The organism is Rheinheimera tilapiae, assembly GCF_042432165.1.
GTDB classification, from domain to species: Bacteria; Pseudomonadota; Gammaproteobacteria; order Enterobacterales; family Alteromonadaceae; genus Pararheinheimera; species Pararheinheimera tilapiae.
This window is the reverse complement of the sequence record NZ_JBHLXP010000001.1, coordinates 1,318,886-1,332,628: the sequence shown is the minus strand read 5'-3', so window position 1 is coordinate 1,332,628 and position 13,743 is coordinate 1,318,886. Positions and strand designations below refer to the sequence as shown.

Genomic DNA, 13,743 nt, shown 5'->3' with positions numbered 1-13,743 from the left:
ACCTCGTTAGGTCTTGCCTGAGAGAATTGGCAGGGGCAGAGGGATTCGAACCCCCAACCATCGGTTTTGGAGACCGCTGTTCTACCAATTGGAACTATGCCCCTGTGATTGAGGCGCCATTATACAAAAGGAGTTTCAAAGGTAAAGCAAAAATCTCAGACAAAGCAATCAATTGCGCATTATTCAGCCAAGATGCCTTTTATTAGTGCAGCTTTCGCCGTTATGTTGAACTACATGCAAAGTTGCTTGAGTAAAAAAGATGCAAGTGGAGCGCGACTTTGTTAGCATCACGCGCCGCGAAACAGAGCAAGTTGCAGTTCAGCAAAACAGCGACTACAACTTAACGCAGCAGGATGTAACACTACAAAGGATGTTTGCATGAAATTGACCGACTATTCAGTATTAATCATCGACGATGTCCCTTCCGTCCGAGAATATTTACGTCAGACTCTCATGTTGCTTGGTATCACCCACGTTAGCGAAGCATCAAATGGCAGCCTGGGGATCAGCAGCTACACCAAACAACATCAGGATGTCGTGTTCCTTGATATTGAACTGCCGGACTGCGATGGCAAATCTCTGTTACGCCAGCTCAAAGAAATCAATCCAAACGCCAATGTCGTCATCATGACCGCCCACAGCACAGTAGAGAATGTGCAACAGAGCATCTTGGCGGGCGCCTGCGGTTTTATTGCGAAACCATTTTCAGCGAAGAAAATTGAGTCTGTGCTGGTGAAATGTCAGAAAAAAAGTCTGACTGCCTGAATATCGCCCGGCCTGAAGAACAGACGAAGGCCTTCAGACCTTGCCGCTTAAAGGTGTGCCGTGAAATTCAATACCGTCCCAGCCCGTGCGCATAAAATTGCGGATATTGCCGTGATTAGTCCCTTTGACATCCGGCAACACTTCCAGCCGGTAAAAATCGCCAAACAGCTGCAATGTCTGCGGCTCCGACAGCTGGTGTAACAGCGCAAACGCCAGGATCTTGCAAGAACCGTTGTTCTCCCCTGCCGCATTGCTTTGCTCACCATTCTGAAACGCCGTCGGCGTGAAATCGTAGAGTGCATCAATCAATGTAATGGTTTGCTGGAAGCTGATGCTGTCCGGCTCGGTACTTAACTGTCGAAAAAAAGTTTCCAGCATAAAACCGCCTAAAGTTTGATCAAATCCTGCCGATTACGCGATCAGCAATCCATCAATTCCGATGGGAGGATCCCATGAACATCATCAGCGCCACACAGGCCTTTAGTGCCCGCGAACAGCAGTTATTTCAACACAGCCGAATCGAAGTGCAAACTTCAACAGTCGCCCCTACTACTCCCGCAACAACGACAACAGCTCAAGCAGTTGCTCCACAGAGCGCAGCCGAGTCTAAGTCATCCGAAGAACAAAATGAAGATGGTCAGCAATTCAGCGCCAAAGAAAGTATCGGTACAGTCAAACGCATTCTGGAGCAACTGACTAGCGGCAAACTGCTGAGTTGGCTCGACGGCAGTGCCTTTGACAAAATTCAGGCACAACAACAGCAACTACACGAAAAAGCTTCGCCACCGCCAGCGCCCACCGAACGCACCATCATGGAATTTACCTATCGCTATCAGTCTGTCGAAGCCAGTTTTGCCGGTGCTGTGCAGCTCGAAGACGGCAGCAGCCAGAGTTTTGACTTCAGTTTCAGTATGCAGGAAAGTTATGCCAGCTTCAGTATCCGGCAAGAAGCGGTACTGAAAGACCCGCTAGTACTGAGCACCACAGGACAGAGTTTTCAGTGGACCGGTGCCAGTCAGTCCTTTGATTTTTACAGTAATGGCAGCAGCGCAGAATTACCCACGCTTGCTGACGGCCAGTATTACCTGAGTTACGACCGCAACCAAGATGGTCACATCACCCAAGGTAAAGAACTGTTTGGCCCTAGCACCGGCAGCGGCTTTGCCGAATTGGCTACACTCGATGAAGATCAAGATGGCTTTGTTGATAGCAGTGACAGCGCCTGGCAGCACTTGAGTATCTGGCGGCCGGGCGAAGCGCTGCAAAGTCTGACCGACGCTGGCATTGGCGCCATTTCAGCGCAATCGGTTGCGACGTCGTTTGGACTGTACGATGGCGATGCGCTGATGGCCCGCATTGCGCGTAGCGGCATCTTTTTGTCTGAACAGGGCAATGTTGGTCTAATGCAACAGGTCGATTTGAATATCTGATATTCAGTGCCGGATCTGGCTGATCCGGTATGATACTTCACTGTACACTGCTGGCATTCATCTGCATTGGAGCGCCGTCTGTGTACAGTGAAGTATTGCCCGCTGTCGAAATTTGCCAACAAGCCAGGCTCAGCCGCGACGCCCGATTTGATGGACTGTTTTATATCGCAGTGAAAAGTACCGGCATCTATTGCCGGCCGGTTTGCCCGGCCCGCGCACCGGCGGAACATCAAGTGCAGTATTTTGCTTCCGCAGCATCAGCGGCGGCGGCGGGTTTTCGGCCATGTTTACGCTGCCGGCCTGACAGCGCACCAGGTTCTCCCGCCTGGCAAGGCAATCAGGCCAGTCTGCGCCGTGCAATGAAACTGATTGATCAGGGCACCCTGCAAGATGGCAATCAGGCCAGTCTGTGTGAACGGCTTGGTATCAGTGAACGCTATTTGCGTAAACTATTCGCGCAATATCTCGGCGTTTCGCCGAAACAGTACGCCTTGTATCAACAAATCCTCTTTGCCAAACAGCTGCTGCATCAAACCACGATGCCGGTCACTGATATTGCTGCCATGGCCGGATTTCACAGCCTGCGCCGCTTCCATGATGCGTTTAAACAACAACTAAAACTAACACCGACACAAATACGGGGACAACGCATGTCGCAACATGCCCAAGTGATTGAGCTGGAATTGAGTTATCGCCCACCACTGGCCTGGCACTTATTACTCGAGTTCTGGCAACTACGGACCTTAACTGGTCTGGAATGGCTGGATGGCGAACGCTATGGCCGGCAAATTGACTGGCCGCCTGGTCAGGGACAGCAACAGGGTTGGTTTGAAGTACGGCCAATCCCGGATAAACATACGCTACAACTCCAACTGCACTGGCAGCATCACGACACCTTGTTGCCGGTAGTGAAACATATCCGGCGTTTGCTGGATCTCGATGCCGATTTACAGGTTATCGAACAACATCTGCGTGGCCAGTTAGGCGAAAAAGTCAAAACAGGCCTGCGGATCCCTGGCGTCTGGTCAGCCTGGGAAGCAGGTATACGGGCCATTTTGGGTCAGCAGGTCAGTATTGCCGGCGCACGGGCTCAGCTCAACCGTTTACTGGTGTTGGGTACCGAGCAGGCTACGCCAAGCTGTGCCGCCGCGCAGACTAGCGCGATGCAATGGCGACAATTTCCGACACCAGCACAAGTCTACGCCGATGAGTTGATGATGCTGAAAGTCCCTGGCGCCCGACGGCAAACCCTGTTGGCCCTTGCCGCCAGTATGATCACGGCGCCCGAACAACATCCATCGCAGTGGCTGCCGATCAAAGGTATAGGCCCCTGGACTGTGGCTTATGCCTGTATGCGGGGTCTGTCAGAAACCGACGTCTGGCTCGGTGGTGATTTAGGCATTCAAAAAGCGCTGGCCCGCCAGCACGCCAGCTTTGATGCGTCAGCGCTGTCACCTTGGCGTAGTTATGCCACATTACAACTTTGGTTTGGTCTGGCAGATAGCCCTATTGCACAAGGAGAATAAGATGTCTTTGACTACACATATTGCGTATTGCCTGTCACCGCTCGGTGCGCTGGAGATCCACGCCAGCCCGGCCGGCCTGCATGCGGTGCATTTCCCCTCAGTGCAACAAGACCGCAGTCTGGCGAGCGCCCGGCATGCTGATTTGCCATCAGTCAGCACAGCAGCAGAGCCATTTGAGCTGCTAAACCTGCAGAGTGATAACGCCACCGAGCCGCTATTAAAAGAGGCCGTCAATCAGCTCAGGCAATATTTCGCCGGTGAGCGTCAGACTTTCACGCTGCCTCTTGCCGCTGCCGGCACCCTGTTTCAACAGCAAGTCTGGCAGCAACTGGGACAGATCCCCTTTGGTCATACCCAAAGTTATGGCGAATTGGCGCAGCGACTTGGCAATAAAAATGCGATGCGCGCGGTCGGCGCCGCCAATGGCCGGAACCCGATCGCCATTGTTGTGCCTTGTCACCGCGTGATTGGTGCTGATGGCAAACTGACTGGCTATGCCGGCGGGCTGGATCGGAAAATCTGGCTGCTGCAACATGAGCAGCGCGTAGCTGGCCATTTTCGTTCGATTATTTAGAACAAAAATGTGGATTCATTGCAATTTTACTTCGATTAGCTTTAGGGTTTACTAGGCTCATCAACATCGCAGGAACTGTCACTGATGAAAGTACGTCAACTCGCCCAACTCTGGCCCGCCAAACAAGTCTCAGACGGTGCCGGCGTGAAAATCCGCCGTAGCATTGGGCTGCAACCGCAATGGCGGCTCGACCCTTTTCTGATGCTGGACTGTTTTGGCTCCGATGAAGCTGCCGATTATATCGCCGGCTTCCCGCCGCATCCACACCGTGGTTTTGAGACTGTCACTTATATGCTGGACGGGCATATGCTGCATGAAGATCATCTGGGCAATCAGGGCCATCTGAAAAGTGGCGGTGTGCAATGGATGACCGCCGGACGTGGCATTATTCACTCGGAAATGCCACAGCAGAAATCAGGCCTGATACGAGGTTTTCAGCTCTGGCTGAATTTACCGGCGGCGGAGAAAATGCAGGATCCGGCTTATCTGGATTTAGATCCGGCCCAAATCCCGCTGGCTGTGATCCCACAAGGCCTGATTAAAGTGATCGCCGGAACATTACAAAGCCCGGCCGATGCCAAAAGCCCAATACTTCCCGAAACAACAGGCCCGATCCGTGCTGCGTCAACGCAGCCATTGTATCTGGACCTGCAACTGCACAGTCCGGCTGATTTAACACTGGCCGTACCGGCCGGCCACAATGCGCTGATTTATCCCTACGAAGGCGAAGCCTGGCTCGGCACTCATCGGGTACCGCTGCACCACGCCGGGGTGCTCAGTGATGGTGATAGTGTGCAGCTGCGAACTGAAGGTCCAGCGCGGATCATCGTCCTCGCCGGTAAACCGTTACAGGAACCGGTCGTGCAATACGGCCCTTTTGTGATGAACTCAGTAGCTGAAATTGAGCAGGCCATTCAGGATTATCAGCAAGGTAGACTGACCGAAGGCGCCGCTAAAGTCCTGCAGATTTAAGCCACAGCAAAAACCGTTGACTGCACAAAAGCGCCCGGCGCGAAATCGCGCTGGGCCATTATCCTTCAGGCTTGTATAATGCCGTTTTTTGACACAGGACTTATGTCACAGGACTATCCCTATGCAATTAATCGGCATTATCGGCGCAATGGAACAAGAAGTTGCGATCCTCAAAGCGCAGCTCAGCAATATTGAAACCACCCGCGTCGCCAGTTTTGAATTTCACCGTGGCAAGTTGCAAGGCCATGACGTCGTACTGGTGCAGTCCGGCATTGGCAAAGTCACCGCAGCCATTGCAACCACCTTATTAATCCAGCTGTTTCAACCAACTGCGGTGATTAACACTGGATCTGCCGGTGGCTTTGATCCTGAACTCAATGTCGGCGATATCGTTGTCTCTACCGAATTACGCCATCACGATGTTGATGTTACCGCTTTTGGCTATGAACCGGGCCAGCTGCCGCGTTTACCTGCCGCTTTTACCGCAGATCCGGCCTTAGTAGCCGCTGCAGTGCGCAGCATCAATACGCTCGGATTTTGCAAAACCAAAACTGGCCTGATCACCACCGGTGATGTGTTTATGTGTGAACCGGAACGCATCAATAAAACCCGCGCCACCTTCCCGCAAATGCTGGCAGTCGAAATGGAAGGCGCAGCTATCGCACAGGTTTGTTTTCAGCTCAACACGCCATTTGTCGTGATCCGCAGCCTCAGTGATATCGCCGGCAAAGAATCACCGACCTCTTTTGATGCCTATCTGGAAATTGCGTCGAAAAATAGCAGTGCCATGGTGTTGGAATTGCTGCGCGAACTGCACGCAGCGGCATAAGTAACAATGCAACAACTGGCTGCACAATACTGGCAACTGCTGACACAGATCCCGGCCTTCGAGCCGGGACTGTTGTTTTTGCTGGTGGTCTTGCTGGCGCAGTACGCCGCATTGCCACAGCAATACCAGATGTGGCCGCTGCTACGCCTGCTGGCCCAACGCATTGAACAGAAAGTGAATAAAAGCACTGACAGCCAGTCACAGCAACGACTCGCCGGAGCATTGGCACTGACGGTAGTCCTGTTGCCGGTGTTGTTGTTGAGCTGGACCTTGCGTCAGCTGTCGGAATGGCCGGTTGGCTTTGATGCCGTCCTGCTGTATTTGTGCCTGGATTATCGTAATTACCAATTGCAGGTCCAGAGTGCTGCCAGCAGTTTGCAACGCCAGCAATATCAGTTGGCCAAAGATCAGCTACAGGCTTTACTGCGACGTGAATGCGGACAACTGTCGGCCACCGGCCTGGCTAAAGCCGGCATTGAAGTGCTGGCGCAGCGTCAGGTCCGTCATGTGGTGGCCGTGCTGCTGTGGTATTTGCTCGGCGGCTCGATGCTGGCACTGAGTTACCGCTTATTATTGGAGCTGCAACAAGTCTGGTCCGGCAAATTACCCGGCCAGCGCGCTTTTAGCGGAGCTGTCAGTATCGGTGGGCGGTTTTTCACTGTGCCGGCGTTGTGGTTGCAAGGCGCACTGGTCGGATTGTTGTACCGATTCCGTCCAACTGTACGTTATTTTAATACCAGCCAGGACGCTGGATTAGCTGCTGCGGATCGTTGGTATCTGTCAGCCTGGAGCGCTGCACTACAGCGCAATTTGGCGGGGCCTGTGATATATCAGGGCACGAAACTGCGGCGCGAGCGAATTGGTCCGGCAGAAAATCCGCAGCTAGCCGATTTGCAGCTTGCGCTGCAGCTGAGCCGACAAATTCAACGTACGCTTTTTTTGCTGCTCTGTTGCGGATTTGCACTGACCATTCTTTATCAATGGCCGCAGCCGTTGTAATGGATCCCACTGGACTTTTGATGAGTTTCTGCGTTATGTTCGCCGCCATACTTCAACAGCTGGTCAAAATATTGGCAACAAAAATGTCTGTGCTACGCCACAATTTATGCCATTTTCTGCTGCTGTTGCTTATCGGCATCTCTACGCTGCAATCTGCGGCCGCGCATACTGAACATGCAAATCCTCCGCTTCTGGCGCCCCTCACCACTGAGCAAGGTCTGATCAGCGGGACCATCAATCGTCTGCATATCGATAGCACCGGCTTTTTGTGGCTGGCGACCGACCGGGGACTGAACCGGTTTGATGCCTATAAAGTTCAACAATTACCATTAGCCGGTGACGCACAGGTTGAACTGGATATATCTCAGGTACTGGAAGACAGTCAGCAACGTTTTTTTGTTGCGGCGAAGAATCAAGGGCTATATCAGATTGATCTACAGACGTCAGTGGCAGAATTGCTAACGCCACTGCAGCAACTAGAAAGCGACACTATCCCGCAACTGCTTGATGTGATTGAACAACAACCGGATTTACTGCTGCTGGCCATCAACAAAGCGGTCTATCAACTGCAATTACCCGGCAAGCAACTGACTCAAATTTTTGAATTTGATGGCGGTAACAGCCTAATGTCGCGGGTTCGTTTGCTGAAAAAATTCAATCAATTACTGCTGATTGGCACCACCCGCGGTCTCTATGTTTATGATTTAAAAACGCAACAGCACTGGCTGGTTGCGCTGACAACACAGAGCCGCGAACGCGGCGGTCAGGTTGTCCGGTCGCTGGAAGTCAGCGATGATCTGCTGTATCTCGCTATTGGCAGTCAATTTTATCAACTGACTGAAGCCCAATTGCGCCAGAGTGCTACCGCGCCAATCGACTCGGCGCCGGTTTTAACTGATTTGCAGATTAATAAAATCCTGCCTTATTTCAATAAACTGCTGCTTGGTACTAATAAAGGCTTGTATCTGGCAACTCCCGGTGCAGCGCAGGCGGAGTTGCTGTGGCGTTTTACCGACAGCGTGCATGAAGTTGATCAGGACAGCATTACCGATCTGGTCCGCACACCAGATGGCGGCTTTTGGGTCGCCAGTCGACTGCAAGGCGCTTATTACTGGCACCCTCGCAGTACGCATTTTTATCATGTCAGATTGCCAATGCCACCTGCTCAGCAGGCTATGTCTGCCCAGCCAGCCAGCTATAGTCCCAGAGCAGTTTTGGCATTGGCCGAAAGCCCGGCGAATCATTTGGTACTCGGTACCCCCAACGGCTTAAAACGGCTGGATTTGCTATCAGGAGCTGTACAGGATTTGGCCTATCCAGAGCCGTTACCTGCCCTATTTTCGCGGATTGTGGCGCGTATTTATCCAGACAACGCTGACAAACTCTGGCTACGTAGTGGCAACTCATTGCATCTATTCGCTGCCAGCAACGCTGAGTTTTTACCGTTACCGCTGCAAGACAGCCAGCAGCAACCACTGATCCAGCTCCAGGCTGCCGGTCACTGGCGCGACCATGATGGCGCTTTCTGGTACTACAACGCAGAAGACTACTATCGTTATCAACCCGCTGACGGCACTCTGACGACTTTTCCTGAGTTAAAACAAGCTGAACCTCCCCACCGCGCTGGTCGTTTTCTGGGCAGTCGCCCACAGCATCCGGAACAGATTTTTTTCAGTGCATCCGATCGGATTTGGTTGTTTAATCAGCGCGATCGCAGCGTGCAGAAAATCTATCAGGCGATGCCTTATCAGCCAGGTCTTGCGCGTCAGGCAGATAAAATGTGTGTCGATGGTCGCGGCGATCTGTGGTTTACCATCAGTGGCCTTGGTTTGCTGAGTTTCGATGGGCAGCAGTTAAAACTAAAACATCATCTGCATAAGCAAAATGGCTTGCCCAATAATGCAATCTATTCCTGTGAAAGCGACCTGAATGGTCAGTTGTGGTTTGCTAGTCAACAAGGGTTGACCCGGCTCGATCCGGAAACGCTGCGACTGGAACCTTTTGACAAAAACGATGGTCTGTCCGGCAGCGAATTTACCTATGCCGCCAGTCTGAAATTGTCCAACGGTAATCTGGCTTATGGCACCAATGCCGGCGTTACCTGGTTTAATCCGGCCGAACTGGTAGAAACGCCGCAGAAACCGGTGATCGCCATCACTCATATCGGGGCGATGAATCAAGCCAAGTCGACATCGTTAAGCAATTTAAATGGCGCATCGTTCCGGTTCGCCTATGATAGCCTCGGCATTGAGGTCAGTTTCTCCGCCTTGAATTTCCGTGATAATGACAAAATCCAGTATAAATTCTGGCTCGAAGGCAACCGGGATATTCGCTTTCCGCAACAACACAATGCCAGTGTCACTTTTCCGCAACTCGAACCTGGCCTCTATACCTTTCACGTCAAAGCTGTTTCCCCACACAACGGGCTGGAAAGTGACACTGCAGTGTTAACTCTGCGCATTGATCCAGCACCATGGTATTCACCGGCTGCCTTGGCAAGCTATGCGGTGCTGGCGCTGATCCTGTTATTTTTGTGGCAACACAATCGCTTGGCGCAAAAACGCTTACTGGCGCAGGCGCATTACAAGGTGAAGGCCAGCGAGCAGCGACTGAAACAAGCTCTGGAAGCAGTCAACAGCGGTGTGTGGGATTATCTGGTACCAAAAAACAGCATGTATGCCCAGCGTGTGCACGCGATGCTTGGCTATAGCGAAGAGTTAAATCCACTGTCGATGCAACAACATCTGGCCCTGATCCACCCGGACGACCGCGACAGCTATCAGCAAGCCTGGAACAAATTCGTCAGTGCGCCCGACCGTAGTTTTGATTTTACCTACCGCATGCAGCACAAGAATGGTAGCTGGTTGTGGTTTCGCGATATCGGCAAAGTAACAGAGACCAACAGTAGTCAGGCGTTACGTGTCATCGGCACCTACAGCAATATTACCGAAACACGGGCTACCAAAGAAAAAGCGCGGTTATTTGGCGAAGCATTCCAGCAAACCCGCGATTGGGTTGTATTGCTCGACCCGGAACAACGGGTCCTCGCCGCCAACCAGTCGTTTGCCGATGTGTTCGGCAACATGGATGATTATTTGAATAACCCACGCGTGCATGAGCTAGGTATCAGCCTGAGCAGACGGCGTTTTTACACGCGACTGCTCAGTGGTATGCAGGCCAATCAGCACTGGCAGGGTGAAGAGCTGGTTCTGAGTCCGGACGGCACTGAGCGCCCCACGTTATTAAATATCAGTGCGGTTGGAGATGATGATCGGGTCGATTTCTATGTATTGGTGTTCACCGATATCACCGCACAAAAACAAGCCGAAGATGATCTGCGTTATTTAGCGAATTATGATGCGCTGACCGGATTACCAAACCGCGCGCTGTTGATGGACCGCATTCTGCACGGCATTGAAACAGCCAAACGGGAAAAACGCTCACTGGCACTGTGTTTTATCGATTTGGATCGTTTTAAACAAATCAACGACAGTCTGGGTCATGACATCGGCGACTTATTGCTCAAACAAGTTGCGAAACGTCTGAGTACCATTTTACGGCTGACCGATACTGTCGCCCGGTTAGGTGGCGATGAGTTTGTCGTGCTGCTGGAAAGCTATAAAAACGACGACAATATCAGCCATGTTGCACGCAAAATGTTGAAATCAATCGGCGAGCCGATGCGACTTGGTGTGCACTCCGTCAGTGTGTCCCCCAGTATTGGTATTGCTGTGTATCCGGAAGACGCGGCGGACGCTGGCGAGCTACTGAAACACGCGGACGTTGCGATGTACCATGCGAAAGATCTTGGTCGCAATAACTTCCAGTTTTTTATTCAGGAAATGAATGACAAAGCGCACATGCAACTGGCACGTGAGACCCGGCTGCGCAGCGCCTGGCAACACAATGAGTTCCTGAACTATTACCAGCCGATCTACGACAGCGTGCAACAGAAAATTGTCGGAGTCGAAGTGCTGATGCGCTGGCAGGATAGCGACCGTTTAGTGCCACCCAATGATTTTATTCCGCTGGCTGAAGATTTGCGGCTGATAGTGCCCATGACGCAGGCGTTGCTGGTCCGGGCACTGGCGGATCTGCAGCGCTGGCATCAGGCTGGTTTTCCGCTTTATGTATCAGTGAATCTGTCACCCAGCCACCTGGAGCAGGAAAATCTGGCGCTGGAAACAGCGGCTTTACTGGCGCAGTATCAGTTACCGGCCAGTTGCCTGCGCTTTGAAGTGACCGAAAGTGCGCTGATGCAAGATCACGAAAGTGCCATCGCGACCATGCTGGCGCTCAGTGAACTGGGTGTCCAGCTGGCGCTCGACGATTTTGGCACCGGGTATTCCTCGCTGAAATATCTGAAAGAATTGCCGATAGACGGCATCAAAATTGACCGCAGCTTTGTCAAAGATATCGGTATCGATCGTAATGATGAAACCATTATTGACGCCATGTTGAGTATGGCCAGCAGCCTTGGAATGTATTGTGTAGCCGAAGGCGTTGAGACTGAGCAACAACTGGCGTTTTTTAGTCAGCGTGGTTGTCACTTAATTCAGGGGTATCTGTTTGGTAAACCGATGGCCGCAGATCAGCTGATCCGCAAGCTTCAGCAAAATTGAACACTGTGAGGCCTTCCCAACTCTATCTGGCGGCAGCCCTGTTATTACTGGCTGAAGCTTGCTTTGCCGGCATCGGCGCACTGGTTAAACTGACCAGTGAGTCGGCCAGTCAGGTCCAGGTGGTGTTTTTCCGCAATTTTTTTGCTCTGTTGGTTATGCTGCCGTGGATCTACTTGCAAGGCATGCAAATACTGAAAACCGACCGCTGGTATTTACATCTGAGCCGTGCCACTACCGGCATCATTTCAATGTACTGCTTTTTCTATGTGATCAGTCAGTTACCGTTAGCGCAGGCTATGTTGGTCTTACTGCTCTCCCCTTTTGTCGTCCCCATTATTGCCCGCTTCTGGCTGAATGAACGGCCGAGTCGTTTAACCCTGTTTGCCATTGCTCTCGGCTTTGTCGGCGTCTTTATTGCAATCCCAGTCAGTGGCGGTCCGGGCAATTGGTTGATGCTGGCGATTGGACTATTGTCGGCAGTGCTGGTCGCCGTGACGAAAACCACAATACGGTATATGTCAGATACCGAACCTGCCGCACGCATCGTGTTTTATTTCTCGCTGCTGACGGCCATTATCTCCTTTATTCCAGTGCCATTTGACTGGCATCCGTTACCGGCAGTCGCCTGGTGGGCTTTTGCCGGAATGGGCGTACTGGCTGCCGCCGGACAAATGGCAATGACCCGCGCTTATGCCTTAGCGCCAGCCAGTGATATTGGAATGTGGACCTACAGCAGCGTAGTATTTGCCGGGTTGTTTGGTTATTTGTTCTGGCAGGAACCAGTCACTATGGCTTGGTTTGCTGGTGTGTTGATTATCTTTTATGCCGGTTATGTGACGAGCCGGCAGCGCTTGTTCTGAACACTGCCGGTCTTGTTCAGAACACGCGATCGTAACTGATGCTCAGTGCGTTGGCATCGCCGTAGGTTTGTTTAAACCACTGACCACCACCATCCTGCCAGTGATCCAGCTGGATTTTTACTGCGGCAGCAGAGCTGACGTCAAACCTTACCACCGCAGAGGATAACCGATGTTTCTCCTGGTCCGCTTCTGTAGTCAGTTCCAGCGGATTCATAGCATTAATTTTTTGCTGATACAAACCATGCGTTAAGTACCAGACCCAGCCGTCGAGCCTTTTGCCTGTAGTCAGGGTGTAAGCCAAATCACGGCCATAGGACTCTGTGCGGTCGGAGAAAAACAACTCAGCACTAACGATCCAGTCCTGATAATCAATCAAGCCAGATGCACCAAATAGCATCTGTTCCGTTGGAGCTGACCAATCTGCATTGTCACTGGCTAGACGGCTCTGCGTATCGGATTTCATCAGCATCAGGCGGCCTTCAAACCAGTCGCGGTTCATCAGCACTTCTGCGCCGATGATTTTGCGCCAGCGCGTGTCGGTTTCACTGTCGATGCCGTTATAAATTTTCATGTAATCATTGTCTTTGCGGGTTTCGCTACCGGCGAATGTATTGACCAGACCACTCCAGTCCCCGGCCTGAAAACTATGATTCCAGTTAATCCCGTTGTAATTAACCGCTTCCCAACCATAGGTTTGCGGCGGCAGATGCACCCAAGGGTAAGTGAAGCTGACATCCTGCTGTTCTGAAAAATAAAACAGCGGTAAACGCTTACGGCCAACCTGTATTAAATCGCTGTCGCCGAGTTGCCAGCCGGCATAGACCCACTCCAGATTTGGATCCCAGTCACGGGCACCACGACTAACTAACTGCGCCGTCAAACTAAGCTGCTCTGACAGCTGCAGATTGCCTTGCAACCCCAGTTTTGAATCCGCGGCAAAATCCCAGCTGCTATCAATGACTCCGGATTGCGAAAAATCGGAAATCATACAGGGACAATTTATACCGACTTCATTTTGTCCCTGCACCGAACCACTCAGGGTTTTGCCAGCAGCAAGCGTCAGAAACCCGCTCCAGTTAAATTCCGCCGCCTGCCCACTTGAGGCAAAAAGCGCACACGCAAGCAAAGACACGGCCTGCTGCTTAGGATTCTGCCAATTCATGTTG

The 13,743-nt window shown here is 51.9% G+C and carries 11 protein-coding genes and 1 tRNA gene; 9 read left to right on the top strand and 3 right to left on the bottom strand.

Annotated features, from left to right (window positions below; translation table 11 throughout):
* Positions 1-27: 27 nt before the first annotated feature.
* A tRNA-Trp gene (locus tag ACFFJP_RS05570) sits at positions 28-104 on the bottom strand.
* 274 nt (positions 105-378) lie between these two features.
* On the opposite strand from ACFFJP_RS05570, the gene ACFFJP_RS05565 reads away from it, so the two are divergent.
* Positions 379-765: a response regulator gene (locus tag ACFFJP_RS05565; protein ID WP_377241283.1), complete on the top strand. Its 387-nt coding sequence runs from the start codon at positions 379-381 to the stop codon at positions 763-765.
* Positions 766-798: 33 nt separating this feature from the next.
* Here the strand turns inward: ACFFJP_RS05565 and ACFFJP_RS05560 are convergent, their stop codons facing one another.
* Positions 799-1,143, bottom strand: coding sequence for a HopJ type III effector protein (locus ACFFJP_RS05560; protein ID WP_377241281.1), 345 nt, complete (start codon positions 1,141-1,143; stop codon positions 799-801).
* A 74-nt stretch (positions 1,144-1,217) separates the two neighbouring features.
* Between ACFFJP_RS05560 and ACFFJP_RS05555 the strand changes: the two genes are divergently transcribed.
* The 8 genes from ACFFJP_RS05555 to ACFFJP_RS05520 all read left to right on the top strand — a co-directional run bounded on the left by ACFFJP_RS05555 (position 1,218) and on the right by ACFFJP_RS05520 (position 12,577).
* Entirely contained in the window at positions 1,218-2,195 is a 978-nt protein-coding gene (locus tag ACFFJP_RS05555) for an SPM autocatalytic domain-containing protein (protein ID WP_377241279.1), read from the top strand.
* An 80-nt stretch (positions 2,196-2,275) separates the two neighbouring features.
* Positions 2,276-3,721: a DNA-3-methyladenine glycosylase 2 family protein gene (locus tag ACFFJP_RS05550; RefSeq protein WP_377241277.1), complete on the top strand. Its 1,446-nt coding sequence runs from the start codon at positions 2,276-2,278 to the stop codon at positions 3,719-3,721.
* A gap of 1 nt (position 3,722) precedes the next feature.
* A complete protein-coding gene (locus ACFFJP_RS05545) occupies positions 3,723-4,295 on the top strand; it encodes a methylated-DNA--[protein]-cysteine S-methyltransferase (RefSeq protein ID WP_377241275.1) in 573 nt (190 codons plus the stop codon).
* Between the two features lie 84 nt (positions 4,296-4,379).
* Positions 4,380-5,267 carry a pirin family protein gene (locus tag ACFFJP_RS05540; protein ID WP_377241273.1) on the top strand — a complete coding sequence of 296 codons (888 nt, stop codon included), beginning with the start codon at positions 4,380-4,382 and terminating at the stop codon, positions 5,265-5,267.
* Positions 5,268-5,388: 121 nt separating this feature from the next.
* Positions 5,389-6,096, top strand: coding sequence for a 5'-methylthioadenosine/S-adenosylhomocysteine nucleosidase (gene mtnN / locus ACFFJP_RS05535; RefSeq protein WP_377241271.1), 708 nt, complete (start codon positions 5,389-5,391; stop codon positions 6,094-6,096).
* Between the two features lie 6 nt (positions 6,097-6,102).
* Positions 6,103-7,095, top strand: coding sequence for a cobalamin biosynthesis protein (locus ACFFJP_RS05530; protein WP_377241269.1), 993 nt, complete (start codon positions 6,103-6,105; stop codon positions 7,093-7,095).
* 20 nt (positions 7,096-7,115) lie between these two features.
* Complete coding sequence (locus ACFFJP_RS05525) at positions 7,116-11,717, top strand: EAL domain-containing protein (protein ID WP_377241267.1); 4,602 nt, start codon at positions 7,116-7,118, stop codon at positions 11,715-11,717.
* Between the two features lie 5 nt (positions 11,718-11,722).
* Positions 11,723-12,577, top strand: coding sequence for a DMT family transporter (locus ACFFJP_RS05520; protein ID WP_377241265.1), 855 nt, complete (start codon positions 11,723-11,725; stop codon positions 12,575-12,577).
* A gap of 16 nt (positions 12,578-12,593) precedes the next feature.
* Here ACFFJP_RS05520 and ACFFJP_RS05515 read toward each other — a convergent pair whose 3' ends face one another.
* Positions 12,594-13,739 carry a hypothetical protein gene (locus tag ACFFJP_RS05515; protein ID WP_377241263.1) on the bottom strand — a complete coding sequence of 382 codons (1,146 nt, stop codon included), beginning with the start codon at positions 13,737-13,739 and terminating at the stop codon, positions 12,594-12,596.
* Between the last annotated feature and the right edge of the window lie 4 nt (positions 13,740-13,743).

Coding starts and splice junctions, on each gene's coding strand:
- mtnN (WP_377241271.1), top strand. CDS start 5,389: ATGCAATTAATCGGCATTATCGGCGCAATGGAACAAGAAGTTGCGATC.
- ACFFJP_RS05515 (WP_377241263.1), bottom strand. CDS start 13,739: ATGAATTGGCAGAATCCTAAGCAGCAGGCCGTGTCTTTGCTTGCGTGT.
- ACFFJP_RS05560 (WP_377241281.1), bottom strand. CDS start 1,143: ATGCTGGAAACTTTTTTTCGACAGTTAAGTACCGAGCCGGACAGCATC.
- ACFFJP_RS05525 (WP_377241267.1), top strand. CDS start 7,116: ATGAGTTTCTGCGTTATGTTCGCCGCCATACTTCAACAGCTGGTCAAA.
- ACFFJP_RS05530 (WP_377241269.1), top strand. CDS start 6,103: ATGCAACAACTGGCTGCACAATACTGGCAACTGCTGACACAGATCCCG.
- ACFFJP_RS05540 (WP_377241273.1), top strand. CDS start 4,380: ATGAAAGTACGTCAACTCGCCCAACTCTGGCCCGCCAAACAAGTCTCA.
- ACFFJP_RS05565 (WP_377241283.1), top strand. CDS start 379: ATGAAATTGACCGACTATTCAGTATTAATCATCGACGATGTCCCTTCC.
- ACFFJP_RS05555 (WP_377241279.1), top strand. CDS start 1,218: ATGAACATCATCAGCGCCACACAGGCCTTTAGTGCCCGCGAACAGCAG.
- ACFFJP_RS05545 (WP_377241275.1), top strand. CDS start 3,723: ATGTCTTTGACTACACATATTGCGTATTGCCTGTCACCGCTCGGTGCG.